The 15,747-nt window shown below is 70.0% G+C and carries 14 protein-coding genes; 4 read left to right on the plus strand and 10 right to left on the minus strand.

Features of this window, described 5'->3' with window-relative positions; translation table 11 throughout:
- Window positions 1-47: 47 nt before the first annotated feature.
- From ACKVMH_RS01840 to ACKVMH_RS01875, 8 genes are all read right to left on the minus strand, one after another.
- Window positions 48-1,964 (minus strand): potassium transporter Kup, encoded by a 1,917-nt coding sequence (locus tag ACKVMH_RS01840; protein ID WP_215218700.1) that lies wholly within the window; start codon window positions 1,962-1,964, stop codon window positions 48-50.
- 28 nt (window positions 1,965-1,992) lie between these two features.
- On the minus strand, window positions 1,993-2,586 hold the full coding sequence (gene ruvA, locus ACKVMH_RS01845; protein ID WP_215218701.1) for a Holliday junction branch migration protein RuvA: 594 nt from the start codon (window positions 2,584-2,586) through the stop codon (window positions 1,993-1,995).
- Window positions 2,583-3,110, minus strand: coding sequence for a crossover junction endodeoxyribonuclease RuvC (gene ruvC / locus ACKVMH_RS01850; RefSeq protein ID WP_215218702.1), 528 nt, complete (start codon window positions 3,108-3,110; stop codon window positions 2,583-2,585). Before ruvC ends, ruvA begins: the two co-directional genes overlap by 4 nt.
- Before the next feature lie 17 nt (window positions 3,111-3,127).
- A complete protein-coding gene (locus tag ACKVMH_RS01855; RefSeq protein ID WP_412699023.1) occupies window positions 3,128-3,859 on the minus strand; it encodes a YebC/PmpR family DNA-binding transcriptional regulator in 732 nt (243 codons plus the stop codon).
- 87 nt (window positions 3,860-3,946) lie between these two features.
- Complete coding sequence (locus ACKVMH_RS01860) at window positions 3,947-4,561, minus strand: esterase/lipase family protein (RefSeq protein ID WP_215218704.1); 615 nt, start codon at window positions 4,559-4,561, stop codon at window positions 3,947-3,949.
- Entirely contained in the window at window positions 4,558-5,094 is a 537-nt protein-coding gene (locus tag ACKVMH_RS01865) for a GNAT family N-acetyltransferase (RefSeq protein WP_412699024.1), read from the minus strand. The genes ACKVMH_RS01860 and ACKVMH_RS01865 overlap by 4 nt, the downstream gene beginning before the upstream one ends.
- A gap of 14 nt (window positions 5,095-5,108) precedes the next feature.
- Complete coding sequence (gene aspS, locus ACKVMH_RS01870; protein ID WP_412699025.1) at window positions 5,109-6,875, minus strand: aspartate--tRNA ligase; 1,767 nt, start codon at window positions 6,873-6,875, stop codon at window positions 5,109-5,111.
- 92 nt (window positions 6,876-6,967) lie between these two features.
- Window positions 6,968-7,291, minus strand: a complete 324-nt coding sequence (locus tag ACKVMH_RS01875; RefSeq protein ID WP_412699026.1) for an FmdB family zinc ribbon protein — start codon at window positions 7,289-7,291, stop codon at window positions 6,968-6,970.
- Window positions 7,292-7,458: 167 nt separating this feature from the next.
- Here ACKVMH_RS01875 and ACKVMH_RS01880 point away from each other — a divergent pair, with 167 nt between their 5' ends.
- Complete coding sequence (locus ACKVMH_RS01880) at window positions 7,459-8,730, plus strand: MFS transporter (protein ID WP_412699027.1); 1,272 nt, start codon at window positions 7,459-7,461, stop codon at window positions 8,728-8,730.
- 51 nt (window positions 8,731-8,781) lie between these two features.
- Window positions 8,782-9,696, plus strand: coding sequence for a PhzF family phenazine biosynthesis isomerase (locus ACKVMH_RS01885; RefSeq protein ID WP_412699028.1), 915 nt, complete (start codon window positions 8,782-8,784; stop codon window positions 9,694-9,696).
- Between the two features lie 45 nt (window positions 9,697-9,741).
- Here ACKVMH_RS01885 and ACKVMH_RS01890 read toward each other — a convergent pair whose 3' ends face one another.
- Window positions 9,742-10,959: a cation:proton antiporter gene (locus tag ACKVMH_RS01890; RefSeq protein ID WP_215218710.1), complete on the minus strand. Its 1,218-nt coding sequence runs from the start codon at window positions 10,957-10,959 to the stop codon at window positions 9,742-9,744.
- A 161-nt stretch (window positions 10,960-11,120) separates the two neighbouring features.
- Here ACKVMH_RS01890 and ACKVMH_RS01895 point away from each other — a divergent pair, with 161 nt between their 5' ends.
- Complete coding sequence (locus ACKVMH_RS01895; protein ID WP_215218711.1) at window positions 11,121-11,837, plus strand: SIMPL domain-containing protein; 717 nt, start codon at window positions 11,121-11,123, stop codon at window positions 11,835-11,837.
- Window positions 11,838-11,967: 130 nt separating this feature from the next.
- Here the strand turns inward: ACKVMH_RS01895 and ACKVMH_RS01900 are convergent, their stop codons facing one another.
- Entirely contained in the window at window positions 11,968-13,842 is a 1,875-nt protein-coding gene (locus ACKVMH_RS01900) for an ABC-F family ATP-binding cassette domain-containing protein (protein ID WP_215218712.1), read from the minus strand.
- Between the two features lie 98 nt (window positions 13,843-13,940).
- Between ACKVMH_RS01900 and ybaL the strand changes: the two genes are divergently transcribed.
- Entirely contained in the window at window positions 13,941-15,626 is a 1,686-nt protein-coding gene (gene ybaL / locus ACKVMH_RS01905; RefSeq protein ID WP_412699029.1) for a YbaL family putative K(+) efflux transporter, read from the plus strand.
- Window positions 15,627-15,747 lie beyond the last annotated feature (121 nt).

A 15,747-nucleotide genomic window follows, 5' to 3' on the forward strand; every position in this document is an offset into this window, starting at 1 on the left:
CTATCGTCGCATGGGTGCGGCCGGAAAACGCGTGGCGCGGCCCGCGATCAGATCTCGACCTGCGAACCCAGTTCGACCAGCCGGTTGCCCGGGATCCGGAAGAACCCGGTGGCTGGCGCGGCATTACGGTGCATGAGCGCGAACAGGCGGTCGCGCCAGACCGGCATGCCACGGCGGGCGATCGCCACCACCGTCTCGCGGCTGGCGAAATAGGTCGTGTCCATCGGGTCGAAATGGATCCCGCCGGCATCGCACGAGCGCATCAGGGCCAGCGGCACGTCGGGCGTCTCCATGAAGCCGAAGCGCACCAGCACCCGGTGGAAGTCGTTGCCGATCTCCGCGATCCGCAGGCGCTTCTCCTTCGGCGCGTACGGCACCGACAGCGTCTCCACCGTCAGGAACACGTTGCGCTCGTGCAGCACCTTGTTGTGCTTGAGGTTGTGCATCAACGCGTGCGGCACCAGCCCGGGGTCGGACGCTAGGAACACCGCCGTCCCCGGCACCCGCACCGGCGGCGCCAGCATCAGCCCGGGCAGGAAGCTGTCGAGCTGGATGCCCCCCTTCTGGATCTCGTCGCGCAGCAGCTCGCGGCCGCGGCGCCAGGTCCGCAGCAGGGTGAACAACACGATGCCCAGCGCCAGCGGGAACCAGCCGCCCTGGAGCAGCTTGGCGCCGTTGGCGATGACGAACGCGACGTCGCCGATGAAGAACAGCACGCACAGCGGCAGCACCCACCAGCGCCAGCTCGGCCACAGCGCGCGGGCCACCAGCGCCAGCAGCAGGGTGTCGATCAGCATCGTGCCCGACACCGAGATGCCGTAGGCCGTGGCCAGGTTGGACGAACTGCCGAAGCTGACCACCAGCAGGATCACCACCGCCGCCATCGCCCAGTTGACCCCGGGGATGTAGATCTGGCCGATCGTCTCGCTGGACGTGTGGCGGATGGTCATGCGCGGGATGTAGCCCAGCTGCATCGCCTGTCGCGTCACCGAGAACGCGCCGGTAATGACCGCCTGCGATGCGATCACCGTCGCCGCGGTGGCCAGCACGACCATCGGCGCCCGCGCCCACTCCGGCACGCCGATGTAGAACGGGTTTTGGACCGCGGTCGGGTCCTCCAGCACCAGCGCGCCCTGCCCGAGGTAGTTGAGCATCAGCGCCGGCAGCACGAACCAGTACCAGGCGTAGCGGATCGGCCGTGCGCCGAAGTGGCCCATGTCGGTATAGATTGCCTCGCCGCCGGTCACCGCCAGCACGACGGCGCCAAGGATGAACACGCCGTGCCAAGAGTGGGTGGCGAAGAAGTTGACCGCCCACCACGGGTTGATCGCGTAGAGCACTTCCGGTTCGTGGACGATGTTGAACACGCCCAGCGCCGCCAGCGCGAGGAACCACACGCCGGTGACCGGCCCGAACACCTTGCCGACCTTCGCCGTCCCGAAACGCTGGGTCGCGAACAGCGCCAACAACACCAGCACGGTGAGCGGCACGATCCAGCGATCCAGCTGCGGGGCGACCACCTCCAGCCCCTCCAGTGCCGACAGCACCGAAATCGCCGGGGTGATCACGCCGTCGCCGAAGAACAGGGCGGCGCCGAACACGCCGAGGATGCCGACGCCGTAGGCCGATTTCGACCCCTTGGGCAGCGTGCGCTGGGCCAGCGCCATCAGCGCCATGATGCCGCCCTCGCCCTCGTTGTCGGCACGCATGATGATGGTGACGTACTTCAGCGTGACCACCAGCATCAGCGCCCAGAACACCAGCGAGAGGATGCCGAGCACGGTATCGTGGTTGGCGACCAGGCCGTAGTGCGCACTGAAGGCTTCCTTCAGCGTGTACAGCGGGCTGGTGCCGATGTCGCCGAAGACGACGCCGATCGCGCCCACGACCAGCCCTGCCAGGCCGGCGCGGCCGTGCCCCTGGCCCTGCGCAGCCGACTCGCGGTTGATGGATGGCGTTGACATGGACAGGACCGGAACCGTGGCTCGCCGCTCAACGGAGCGCGGACTGTAGCGCCTTGCGAATGATGGTCGCGGCCTCGTCGCCGGCGGCGGTCGCCTCGCGCGCCATGCGGGCGGCCTCGGCCGGCTTGTAGCCCAGTTGCTGGAGGGCGATCACGGCCTCGCTCTGCGGATCGCGCGGGATGTCGCGCTGGCCCTGCAGCGGCCCCCCGCCACCGGCCAGGTCGGCGGCGCGGTCGCGCAGCTCCACCACCATCCGCTCGGCGGTCTTCTTGCCGATGCCGGGGATCCGGGTCAGCGCGGTTACGTCGCTGGCCTGCACCATCCGCGCGAATTCGTCGACGCTGACACCCGACAGCACCGCCAGCGCGATCTTCGCGCCAATGCCGGACACCTTCTGCACGTCGCGGAACAGGCGCCGCTCGGACTCGCGCAGGAAGCCGTACAGCGACACGCTGTCCTCCTTCTGCGCGTAGTGGGTGAACAGCGCCACCTCGCGACCGATGTCGGGCAGGTCGTAGAAGGTGCTCATCGGCGCCTCCAGCTCATAGCCGACGCCATTGACGTCGACCACCAGCCACGGCGGCTGCTTGTGCACCACGATGCCCTTCAGGCGACCGATCATGTACCGCGCCTCCTCAACTGGTTGATCGCCACACCGGTGCGCATCACCGTCGCGCTCATGTGGGCATGGGTCAGTGCCACCGCCAGCGCGTCGGCCGCGTCGGCCTGCAGCCGGGCGTCAGGCAGCTTGAGCAGCAGCCGCACCATGTGCTGGACCTGGGCCTTGTCGGCGGCGCCGCCACCGACCAGCGACTGCTTGATCACGCGCGGCGCGTACTCGCTGATCGCCAGCCTGCGCCGCACCACCGTCGCCAGCGCGGCGCCGCGCGCATGCCCGAGCTTGAGCGCGGACGTCGCCGACTTGGCCATGAAGACCGTCTCGATCGCGACCTGCTGCGGCTGCCAGTCGTCGAGCACACGCTCCAGCCCCTCGCACAGCAGGCCCAGGCGCGACGGAAAGTCGGCCGCGTCGAGCAGCTTCAGCGCCTCGCAATGCACGAAGGTGCATCGCCCGTCGCCGGCTACGTCGATCACGCCGATGCCGGTCCGCTGCGAACCGGGGTCGATGCCGAGGATGCGGATCACGTCGCCAGCGTACGCCGTCAGGCGTAGGCGTCCTCGCCCAGTTCGGCGTTGGAGTACACGGCCTGCACGTCGTCCAGGTCTTCCAGCCAGTCCAGCAGCTTGACCACCTGCTGGGCGGTGTCGCCCTCGACCTTGATGTCGTTGTCGGCGCGGTAACTGACCTCGGCGTGGGCCGGCACCAGGCCGGCGGCCTGCATCGCTTCGCGGACCGCCTCGAACGTGTCGGGCGCGGTCAGCACGTCGATGGAACCGTCGTCGGCGTAGACCACCACGTCGTCGGCACCGGCCTCGATCGCGGCTTCGGTGATCGCGTCCTCGTCGGCGCCGGGCGCGAAACTCAGCACGCCACGCTTGTGGAACATGAAGGCGACCGAGCCGTCGGTGCCGAGGTTTCCGCCGAACTTGCCGAACGCGTGCCGGACGTCGGCGACGGTGCGCACCTTGTTGTCGGTCAGGCAGTCGACGATCACCGCGACGCCGCCGGGGGCGTAGCCCTCGTAGCGGATCTCCTCGTACTCGACGCCTTCCAGCTCGCCGGTGGCCTTCTTGATGGCGCGCTCGATCACGTCCTTGGACATGTTGGCCGCCAGGCCCTTGTCGATCGCAGTGCGCAGCCGCGGGTTGGCACCGGGGTCGCCGCCACTGGCGCGTGCGGCGACGCCGATCTCGCGGATGATCTTGGTGAAGATCTTGCCGCGTTTCGCGTCGCTGGCGTTCTTGCGGGCCTCGATCGACGGTCCCCTACCCATGTGATGTCCGGCAGCTGTCAGTGAGAGGGCCGGGATTCTACGCCGTTCGGCCAGGCGGTGCCGCCGGTGCCCGGGCCGAACGCGCACTCATTGCGGATGCACGAACGAACCGTGCGCCAGGAAGTGCAGCGCCTGCCGCGAGACCTCCGGCGACAGCAGCATCCCGCTGTGGCTGACCGGCAGGACGATGTGGTCGGCCAGGCCCTCCAGCCGGGTCTCGGCGACCGCCACCGTACCGTCGCTGCGGCCCTGGAAATGCCCGAACACCTGGCCCAGCCCGAGCGCAGTGCTTCCGGCGATCATTCCCAGCTCGCCGGGCCCACGCCACGGGTCACAGCCCCGGCGCAACAGTCCGGCGCTGCGCCCGAGCGACGCCGCGCCCAGTGGCAGCCGTGCCATGCCGCCGGCCGCCGCGCTGCCGCACAGCGGCGAGCCGAGACAGACGATTCGGCCAACCGGCAGATCTGGATTGGCCTGCAGCGCATGGACGACGACCAGCCCCCCCAGGCTGTGCGCGATGACATCGGTCGGCTCGCGCAGGTGCTCGACCAGCGCCGGCAACGCTGCCTCCGGCCCGCCGGCAACGGTCGCGTAGCTGAAGATGTGCGGAGTGCGGCCGGCCCTGCGCAGTCGCCGCGCATGCCAGGCCATCGACGCCCGGGGCATCCACAAGCCGTGCAGCAGCAGGACCCGGTCGGTCACGACGGACGCCAGTCCGCCGGACGACGCAGGATGAACTCGTGGTCGCGGACCCGCCCTACGGGGAACTCGTAGTCGCCGACATGGGTGAAGCCGTGGCGACGGTAGAAACGCTGGGCGCCGTGGTTCTGCGACCACACGCCGATCCACAGCACGCACGGGCCCTCGCGAAGCAACCAGTCCAGTGCGGTCGCGAACAGGCGCCCGCCGTTGCCCCCGTTCTGGTGCGCGGCCAGCACGTACAGCCGCTTCAGCTCGCCGTCCCCGGGCTGCACATCCGGGTGTGGCAGTCCGCACGGGCCGGCGGCCGCGTGTCCGATCGCCTCGCCGGCCTGCTCAAGCAGCCAGACCGCGTAATCCGGGTGCGCGAGGATCGTGCGTTGCCGCTCGACGCTGTAATTCCCTTCGAGGAACGCCTGCAGGTCGGCGGCCGGGTAGAGGTGGCCGAAGGTCTCGGTGAACGTGCGGGCGGCCAGCCGCGACAGCAGCCCCGCGTCGTCCGGGGTTGCGCGGCGGATCGTCGCGGGGCCGGCCATCCGTTACCCGGCGCCTAGCCGGCGACCGGCCTGGGCCGCACCGCGACATGCACCTCGGCCAGCTGCGCGTCGGGGATCGGAGACGGCGCGTCGGTCATCAGGCACTGCGCGCCAGTGGTCTTGGGGAAGGCGATGACGTCACGGATCGATTCGGTACCCGCCATCAGCGCGGCGATCCGGTCGATGCCGAACGCGATACCGCCGTGCGGCGGCGCGCCGTACTTCAGTGCGTCGAGCAGGAAGCCGAACTTGGCCTGCTGCTCTTCGGCGCCGATGCCCAACAGCTCGAACACTGCCGCCTGCATCGCCGGGCGATGGATGCGGATCGAACCGCCGCCGATCTCGTTGCCGTTGAGCACCATGTCGTAGCCGCGGCTGGTGGCGGTACGGGCGTTGGCGCGCAGGCCGTCGACGTCGTCCACCGCCGGGGCGGTAAAGGGATGATGGAGCGCGACGTAGCGCTGCGCCTCCTCGTCCCACTCGAACATCGGGAAGTCGGTAACCCACAACGGCTTCCAGCCGTCCTCGACCAGGCTGAAGTCCTTGCCGGCCTTGAGGCGCACCGCGCCCATGAAATCACTCACGGTGTTGTACGCGCCGGCACCGAAGAACACGATGTCGCCCTTGCCGGCGCCGACGTGCTGCAGCAGCGCCGCAAAGGCGGCCTCGTCGAAGAACTTGGCCACCGGCGAGTTCACCGCGCCGTCCTCGCCGAGCTTGGCGTAGGCCAGGCCCTTGGCACCGTACTTGGCCGCGTGCGCCGCGTACTCGTCGATCTGCTTGCGCGACAGCGCCGCGCCGCCGGGGATGCGCAGCGCGCACACGCGCATGCCGTCCACGCCGGCGGAATCGGTGAACACCTTGAACTGCGAGTCCTTCACCTGCGCGTCCACGTCCACCAGTTCCAGCGCGATACGCAGGTCGGGCTTGTCGGAGCCGTAGCGGCGCATCGCCTCGGCCCAGGTCATGCGCGGAAAGGCACCGAGGTCGACCTCGATCACCTCGGCGAACACCTCGCGGATCATCTGCTCGACGGTGTCCTGCACGTCGCGCTCCTGGACCCAGGCGAACTCCATGTCGAGCTGGGTGAACTCGAGCTGGCGATCGGCGCGCAGGGCCTCGTCGCGGAAGCAGCGGGCGACCTGGTAGTAGCGGTCGAAGCCCGCCATCATCAGGATCTGTTTGAACAGCTGCGGGCTCTGCGGCAGCGCGTAGAACTCCCCGGGGTGCATGCGTGCCGGCACCAGGAAGTCGCGCGCGCCTTCGGGGGTGGCCTTGGTCAGGATCGGCGTCTCGATGTCCTGGAAGTCGCGGGCGTCGAGCCAGCGCCGCAGCGCCGCGACCAGTCGGGTGCGGATGCGCATCTTGCGCTGCATCGCGGGGGTGCGCAGGTCCAGGTAACGGTACTTGAGGCGGATGTCCTCGCCCGGGTTCTCGTGCGCGTGGAACGGCAGCGGCTCGGCCTTGTTGAGCACCTCGATCTCGGTGGCGACCACCTCGATCTGCCCGGTGGCGATCTTCGCGTTCACCGATTCGCGGCGGCGCACGGTGCCGGTCACGCGCAGGCAGTCCTCGTAGCCGACCTGCGCCGCGGTCGCGATCACCGCGGCATTGCCCTCGGCCTGCGAAGGCTCGGCCACCACCTGCACGATGCCCTCGTGGTCGCGCAGATCGATGAAGCACAGGCCGCCGAGGTCACGGGCGACGTCGGCCCAGCCGCACAGGGTGACGGTCTGGCCGATCAGCGACTCGTCGATCAGGCCGCAGAAATGGGTACGCATGGGGGAGCTCCGGGACACGGTTCACCGGCTACGCGCCGGAAAGCCCGCTAGTTTAGCGGCCGGCGCCGGGCCCTGCTCCGTCCCGCGCTGCCTTAGGCCTTGGGCGCGTCCGGCTTGGCCGGAGGCGGGTCGGCCTTCTTGGCGGGTTCGGCCGGCTTGCCTCCGGGGGCGTCACCCTTGGAATCGCCCTTGGCCGCGCCGCCATCACCGGCCAGGTTGCGCTTGCGGTCCCCGTCCTTCTTGAAGTCGGTTTCGTACCAGCCGCCGCCGGCCAGCCGGAACTGCGGCGCGGTCAACTGACGGCGCACCTTCGGCTGGCCGCATTCGGGGCAGTCAACCGGGTCGGCGTCGGACAGTTTCTGCAGGCGGTCGAAATGGTGGCCGCAGGCGGCGCACTCGAAGGCGTAGATCGGCATTGGACTTCACGGGAGCAACAACGGTGCGCGGATTGTGGGGCCCCGGCGCCGCGAATCAAGCCCGGGCGCACCCGGCAGCGTTCCGGGCCGGCGCCTGACCCGTTCATCATTGCCGCATTGCTAAGGTCGCCCGCCTCGCCGCCGCCCACCCGCCTCTGGAGCCGCCGATGATCGCCACCGTCCGTCCGCTCGCCGCGCTGCTCGCCGGGGTCGCCCTGCTGCTGATGGGCAGCGGCCTGCTGGGCAGCCTGCTGGGCGTGCGTGGTCAGCTGGAAGGCTTCGACGCGCGGACCTTCGGACTGGTGATGTCGAGCTACTTCATCGGCTTCCTGATCGGTACCTATGTCGCCCCCAACCTGATCCAGCGGATCGGCCACATCCGTGCGTTCGCCTTCTACGCCGCGCTGACCGCGTCGGCCGTACTGCTGCATGCGATCCTGCTGTCGCCGGTGGCGTGGGGCCTGTTGCGGCTGGTGACCGGCATCGCGCTGGTCGGCCTGTATACGGTGATCGAGAGCTGGCTCAACGCGGCCGCGCCGCCGAACAAGCGCAGCCAGGTGTTCGCTGTGTACATGGCGGTCAACCTGGGCGCGCTGGCAGTCGGGCAACAGTTGTTCGGGCGGTCCGACCCGGCCTCGTTCATCCCGTTCACGGTCGTCGCCATCCTGATCTGCTGCGCCGCGTTGCCGGTCACCGCCAGCCGGATGACCCAGCCGCAGCTGCCCCATGTACCGCGGCTGGCCCTTGCCTCGATCTACCGCGCCGCGCCGGCGGCCGCGACCGGGGCGCTGCTTTCGGGAACCGCGATGGGCGGGTTCTGGGCCCTCGGCCCGGTTTACGCGACCCGCCTCGGGCTGGATGTCAGCGCCGTCGCGCACCTGATGAGCGCGGCGATCCTCGGTGGCGCCCTGCTGCAACTGCCGATCGGTCGCCTGTCGGACCGCGCCGACCGCCGCAGCGCGATGATCCTGGTAAGCGTGCTGGCCGCGGCGATCGCGACGGCGCTGGTGTTCGTCGGCGACGTGCAGGACGGCGGCGGCTACCACTGGCAGCTGTACGTGCTGTTCTTCGCCTACGGCGGACTCGTGTTCTCGGTCTACCCGATCTGTGTCGCCCACCTGCTCGACCACCTGCCGAAGGAAGACATGCTGTCGGGGTGCAGCAGCCTGCTGCTGCTCAACGGCGTCGGATCGGCAATCGGTCCGGCGCTCGCCGGCCAGGCCATGGATCGCCTCGGCCCGCAGGCGCTGCCGGGGTTCTTCGCCACCGCCTTCGCTGCACTGGCCGTGGTGGCGGCCGCGCGCATGCTGATCCGCCACCGCGACCGTGACCACCCCGGTCACTTCCACCCGATGCTGCGCACCACGCCGTCGGCGCTGGAACTGCTGCCCGAGACCGACACCAACGACGCGCCGCCAGCGGCTTCGCGCCAACGCTAGGTCCTCGCGGCGTTCACCCGCCATCGCCAGCGGCTCTGCTGCAATGCCGCCATGGACGAGCCGCGCCTTTACCGCATCGACGCCTTCACCACCGAACCCGGCCGGGGCAACCCGGCAGGCGTGGTCACCCATGCCGACGCCCTCGACGAGGCACGCATGCAGGCGATCGCGCGCGAGATGGGGTTCTCCGAGACCGCCTTCGTACTGCGGGCCAGCGGCGACGACCACGACGTGCGGTTGCGTTTCTTCACCCCGACCACGGAGGTACCGGTCTGCGGCCACGCCACGGTCGGCGCGCACTACGCGCTGGCGCTGGAGAGCGGGCGCACCGGTCGCACCCGCCAGTTGACCGGCGCCGGCGTGCAGACGGTCGAGGTGAACGCGTACATGGGCGATTTCACCGTCCGGATCGAACAGGGCCCGCCGGTGTTCCACGCGCCGCTGGCGCCGCACCTGGTCCGCGACGTCATGGCCGCGCTCGGGCTGGAGGCCGGCGACTTCGACTTCCGCTGTCCACTGCAGGTGGTCGGCACCGGCCACGGCAAGCTCATGGTCGCGCTGGAGCGCCGTTCACGACTGGTCGAGCTTCAGCCCGACTTCGACCGGCTGGCCGCGCTGAGCCCCGCCATCGGCAGCAACGGCTATTTCGTGTTCACCCTGGACGTGGACGAGGACGACGACGCGCTGTGCCACGGCCGCATGTTCGCTCCCGCGATCGGGGTCGACGAGGACCCGGTCACCGGCAACGCGAATGGACCGCTGGGGGCCTACCTGGTGCGCCACGGCCTGTTGCGCACCGAGGACGGCGTGGTCCGGTTCCGCGCCCGCCAGCAGGCGGCCACCGGCCGCGGTGGCTACGTCGACGTCGAGGTGCGGGTGCGCAACGGTGAACCGGTGGACGTCGCCATCACCGGGCACGCGGTGCTGGGGTCGCAGGTCGCGCAGTTGCTGCCCGACAGCGCCTGACGACGGCCCGGCGCCGCGACGCGCATCGGGCAACGGACCGGCAGCTCAGCCGGTGATCACCGGCGGCCGGGGCGGCCGGGCGGCGGCGTCCTCGCGCATGCGGTCCTCGGGGTGCGACGCCGGCGGCGCGTCGATTGGATCGACGTCGAACGGCGCACGCAGCACCAGCGACGGCAGCAGCGTGTTGAGCACGGTGTACAGGATCAGCGCACCGAACAGCACCGCCGGCAGGTCGAACCGCACGTACAGGATGTTGGCCAGCACCAGCGTGAACACCAGCGTCGGCGACAGTGCCAGCGCGACCTTCAGGCTGCTGCGGCGCTGCTCGCCGAACATCAGCCGGCGCTGCAGCCAGACCACGCCGATGCGCAGCGGCACCAGCACCAGTGTCAGCACGACGCCGAGGCCGAGCGCTTCCCAGGTCAGCGCATCGCGGGAAATCTCGGTACCGGCGTGGAAAAAGTAGAACGGCACGAAGAACGTCGCGAACAAGCGCAACGCGTGCATGTTGTCGTCCGATGCCAGCCGTGGCATCCGCAGCCGCAGCATGCGGGCGACCAGGCCGGCCACGAACGCGCCGACCAGGTAGTAGACGCCCAGCTTGTAGGTGATGAACGCCGCGACCATGCCGACCATCACCAGCAGCGAGAACTCCGACCCGGGCGCATGCGGCACGACCCAGCGGCCGAGCGCCACGAACAGCAACGGCAGGCCGATGATCATCGCGGTCATCGCCAGCGAGGACACCCCCAGCTGGGTCATGTCGCCGGCCTGCAGCACCACGAACAGCGCCGCCAGCGCCATCAGCTCACCGGCGATCGCCTTGCTGGTCACCCAGAAGCGCTCCTCCTCGTCCAGCCCGAGCCGCTCGAGGGTATCGAGGATGAAGCCGGTGGACGGCGTCAGCAGCGCCAACGCGACCAGTGCAGCCGCCTGCCAGTCCAACCCCAGGTAGCGCCACGCCAGCCAGCCGACGCCGACCAGCGACGCCGCGCGCACGACCAGATGCGCCAGCAGCGGGCCGAGCTGCTTGCGCAACGCGCGCAGGTCCACCTCCAGCCCGGCGAACAGGAACAGCGACGAAATGCCCAAGGTGGACAGCAGCACGATCACCGGGTCGTGGGTGCGGTCGCCAAAGGCCAGCATCGCGCCGACGCCGAACAACAGGCAGGTGATCGGCGCCGGCAGCTTGAAGCGCTGCAGGGCCCGGGGAATGACCAGCAGGCCGAAGATCAGCAGCAGGTAAACCAGTTCATTGCTCATCGGTGGCGCCGGTTCGGTATCGGCGCATGGTCGACGCAAACGGCGAGTGGCGGCAAGCCGCCGCGCCCACAGCGCAAGACCGGCGGCCCCGGCCGGACCCCGCCGGCCCCGTTCGTGCCCGGGCGCGCTACGCTTGGCCCAATTCCAGCGAGAACCGCCACATGCCCGCTTCCACTGCTTCGCGCAACCTGGTCCCGTTGATCGCCGCCGCCCTGCTGGCGATCGGCCTGGTGCTGGCCGGCTGGTTCGCCGCCGGCGGCATGAAGCACCTGCGCATCGCCGACCGGTTCGTGGTCGTCAAGGGTTCGGCCGAGCAGATCGTCGAAGCCGACCGGGTGGTGTGGCCGTTGCCGCACTCGGTCGGCGGCAACGACCTGGCCCAGGTGCAGCGCGAGCTCGACGCCAACACCGCGGTGATCCGCCGGTTCTTCGTCGACGCAGGCTTCGACGCCGACGACATCATGGTCTCGCCACCGAGCCTGGAGGACCGCTGGGCGTGGGCCTACGGGGACAACCGCCCGGCCGAGCGCTTCCGCTACTCCACCACCGTCACCCTGCGCACCGACGACGTGCCCAAGGCGCTGGAGGTCCTGCGCCGCAGCGGCGAACTGGTGTCGAAGGGGGTGATGATCGGCGAGGGCAGCGCGCCGGAGTTCGACTACACCCGCCTCAACGACATCAAGCCCGGGCTCATTGCCGAGGCCACCGCGGCCGCACGCGATTCGGCGGTTCAGTTCGCCAAGGATTCCGGCTCGCGCCTGGGCGGCATCCGTAGCGCCAACCAGGGCGTGGTCAGCATCGACGACCGCGACCAGAGCAGCCCGCAGGTCAAACGCGTGCGCGTGGTGACGACGGTGCAGTACTTCCTGCGCGACTGAGCCACGGACGAAGCGCATGTAGGAGCGACGTGAGTCGCGACCTGAACATCGCGCCATGGATGATCCGGCGGGTCGCGACTTACGTCGCTCCTACCTCGGAACCGTCATTGCGATTGGCGGTGAAGGCGCCTCACGCCGCATCGACCTCGTACAGCGCCAGCAGCTCGGCCTCGGCCTGCTCCAGCGCCAGGCGCAAGGTCGCCTGCTGCTTGCCCAGCTCGGTGCCGCGCGCGCCGCCATCGGCATAGACCGACGGGTCGGCCAGCGCCGCCTCCACCGCGGCCACCTCCGCCTCCAGCTCGGCAACCCGCTGCTCGGCCTTGGCCAGCTTGTGCGGGTTGGCCTTGCCCTTGCGCGAAGTCGCCGGGGCCGCGGTCGCGGGAGCCTGGACCGGGGTCGGAGGGGCCTTGGAGCGGCCCTTGCCATCGTTGGAGTTGTCGCGTGCACGCAGCCAGCTGGCGTACGCGTCCAGGTCGCCGTCGAACGGCTGGGCGACGCCGTCGGCGACGCGCCAGAAGGTGTCGCAGACCAGCCCGATCAGGTGGCGGTCGTGGCTGACCAGCACGATCGCGCCATCGAAGCTCGCAAGTGCCTCCGCCAGCGCCTCGCGCATGTCGAGGTCGAGGTGGTTGGTGGGCTCGTCGAGCAGCAGCACGTTGGGCTGGCGCCAGGCGATCATCGCCAGCGCGAGGCGCGCGCGTTCGCCGCCCGAGAACACGTCGACCGACTCGAACGCGCGGTCGCCGGGGAAGTTCCACTTGCCGAGGAAGTCGCGCAGCTGTTGGGTCGCCACGCCCGGGGCGATGTCGGCCAGGTGGTCGATCGGGCTGGCACCGGCGCGCAGCGACTCCACCGTGTGCTGGGCGAAGTAGCCGATGCGCAGGTCCGGGTGGCCGCCGCGCTCGCCGGCCAACAGCGGCAGCTCGCCGACCAGTGACTTCACCAGGGTCGACTTGCCGGCGCCGTTGGGACCCAGCAGCGCGACCCGGTCGCCAGCTTCGAGGATCAGGCCGACGTCGTGCAGGATCGTGGTGTCGCCGTAGCCGCAGTCGGCGTGCTCCAGCCGCAGCAACGCGTGCGGCAGCTTGGCCGGCGGCGGGAACTCGATCCGCAGCGCGCGCTCGACCCGCACCGCCTCGGTGCCCTGCATCTTGGCCAGCCGCTTGACCCGCGACTGCGCCTGCTTGGCCTTGGCCGCGCTCGCGCTGAAGCGGTCGATGAAGCTCTGGAGGTGGGCGCGCTCGGCCTGCGCCTTCTCGTGGGTGATCTGCTGCAGGCGCAGGTGCTCGGCGCGCTGGCGCTCGAACGCGGTGTAGTCGCCGGTGTACAGCTTCGCCTTGCCGTCGTGCAGGTGCAGCGTGTGGGTGGTGACCTCGTCCAGGAACTCGCGGTCGTGGCTGATCAGCAGCAGGGTGCCGGGGTAGCGCAGCAGCCACTGCTCCAGCCACAGCACCGCATCGAGGTCGAGGTGGTTGGTCGGCTCGTCCAGCAGCAGCAGGTCGCTCGGCGTCATCAGCGCGCGGGCCAGGTTCAGCCGCACCCGCCAGCCGCCGGAGAACGTGCTGACCGGGCGCTGGTGGGTGTCGGCGGCAAATCCGAGGCCGTGCAGCAGCTTGCCGGCGCGGGCGCTGGCGTCGTAACCGTTGAGTTCCTCCAGCCGCTGGTGCGCCTCGGCCACCGCTTCCCAGTCCTCGCTGGCGAAGGCGTTGGCCTCGGCCTGGATCGCCGCGTGCACGGCTGTGTCACCGGACAGCACGAAATCGATCGCCGCGTCGGGCAGCGACGGGGTCTCCTGCGCGACCGAGGCCACCCGGATCCGCGCGGACAGGTCGAGATCGCCGCGGTCGGCCTCCAGCCGGCCCTGCACGGCGGCGAACAGCGACGACTTGCCGGTGCCGTTGCGACCGATGACGCCCACCCGCCAGCCGGTCTGCAGGACCAGGTTGACGTCGGACAGGAGCAGGCGTTCGCCGCGCCGCAGGGCGAAATCTTTGAAAGCGATCATGCCGTCATTGTACGTGTGCGACTCTGGATCGACCGGGTGCCGGCTTGCATCGGCCTGCCCCGGCCCACATTCTGAACCGCTTGACCACTGGACCACCGATGCCGCACGAAACGTCCCTGATCACCATCCTCGTTGCCGGTTTCGTGCTGGCGTTCATCTTCGGCGCGCTGGCCCAGCGGCTGAAGCTCTCGCCGCTGGTGGGCTACCTTGTGGCCGGCATTGTCGCCGGGCCGTTCACGCCCGGTTTCGTCGGCGACATGGAGCTCGCCCCACAGCTGGCGGAGATCGGCGTGATCCTGCTGATGTTCGGCGTGGGACTGCATTTCTCCTGGCGCGACCTCATGGCGGTCAAGGCGATCGCCCTCCCCGGCGCGGTGGTGCAGATCACCGTGGCGACGGTGCTGGGCTGGGGCCTGGCGCGCTGGCTGGGCTGGTCGCACGGTGCCGGCCTGGTGTTCGGCCTGTCGCTGTCGTGCGCGAGCACCGTCGTGCTACTGCGCGCGCTCGAAGACCGGCGTCTGCTGGACACCCGGCGCGGCCACATCGCGGTCGGCTGGCTGATCGTCGAGGACCTGGTCTGCGTGCTGGCGCTGGTGCTGATGCCGGCGCTGGCGGGGATCCTCGATGGCGATGCCGCCGGCGGTGGTGGCTCGATGTGGAGCGCGCTGTTCAAGACCTTCCTCAAGGTCGGCGCGTTCATGGCGGTGATGCTGATCGTCGGCCGCCGGGTGATCCCGTGGATCCTCGAGCGCGTCGCCGGCTCGGGCTCGCGCGAGCTGTTCACCCTGTGCGTGCTGGCGATTGCGCTGGGCGTGGCGTTCGGCTCGGCAGCCCTGTTCGACGTGTCCTTCGCCCTGGGTGCGTTCTTCGCCGGCATGCTGCTCAACGAGTCCGAATTCAGCCACCAGGCCGCCACCGAGACGTTGCCGCTGCGCGATGCGTTCGCGGTGCTGTTCTTCGTCTCGGTCGGCATGCTGTTCGACCCGATGATCCTGTTCGAGCACCCGACCGAGGTGCTGGCGACCTACCTGATCATCGTGGTCGGCAAGTCGGCCGCGGCGTACGGCATCGTCCGCGCCTTCGGCAAGCCGAGCGGCACCGCGCTGCTGATCTCCACCAGCCTGGCGCAGATCGGCGAGTTCTCCTTCATCCTCGCCGGGCTCGGGCTGGCGCTGGGGATCCTGCCGCAGGAAGGCCAGGACCTGGTGCTGGCCGGCGCGCTGCTGTCGATCATTACCAACCCGCTGCTTTTCGCCTGGCTGGACCGTCGCGAAAAGCGCTCGGCCGAGCCCGACCCGGTGCAGTACACCACCGACCCGCCGGTCCCCGAGGACCTGCGCGACCACGTGATCCTGGTCGGGTTCGGCCGCGTGGGCAGCGAACTGGGGCGCCTGCTCAAGGAGCGTGGCGTGCCGCTGGTGGTGGTCGACGGCGAGGACCACCTGATCGAGCGTGCCCGCGCCGCCGGCGTGCCGGCCATCCGCGGCAATGCCGTCAATGAGCGGGTGCTGGCCGAGGCGCGGGCCGAGACCGCCCACACCGCGATGCTGGCCATTCCCAACACGCTGGAGGCGGGCGAGATCATCGCCAAGCTGCGCGAGATCAACCCGGCGCTGACCATCGTCGCCCGCGCCCATTCCGACGGCGAGCTGCGGCACCTGCTCGAGCACGGCGCGGATGCCGCGGTGATGGCCGAGCGCGAGCTCGCCCACAGTCTGGCGGAGATGGTGATGGCGACGCCGCCGTACCGCGGCAACCACCACCTGCCGCCCGCGGTGGCCTAGGCCGCCACGGATGTAGGAGCGGCTTCAGCCGCGATTGGACGACCGGTGGCTTCGCCGATTCCACGATCGCGGCTGAAGCCGCTCCTACCGGGCCGCGGGCGGGGTGTGTCCCCGCGCCGCG

Source organism: Lysobacter zhanggongensis (genome assembly GCF_046638635.1).
Lineage (GTDB): Bacteria > Pseudomonadota > Gammaproteobacteria > Xanthomonadales > Xanthomonadaceae > Novilysobacter > Novilysobacter luteus.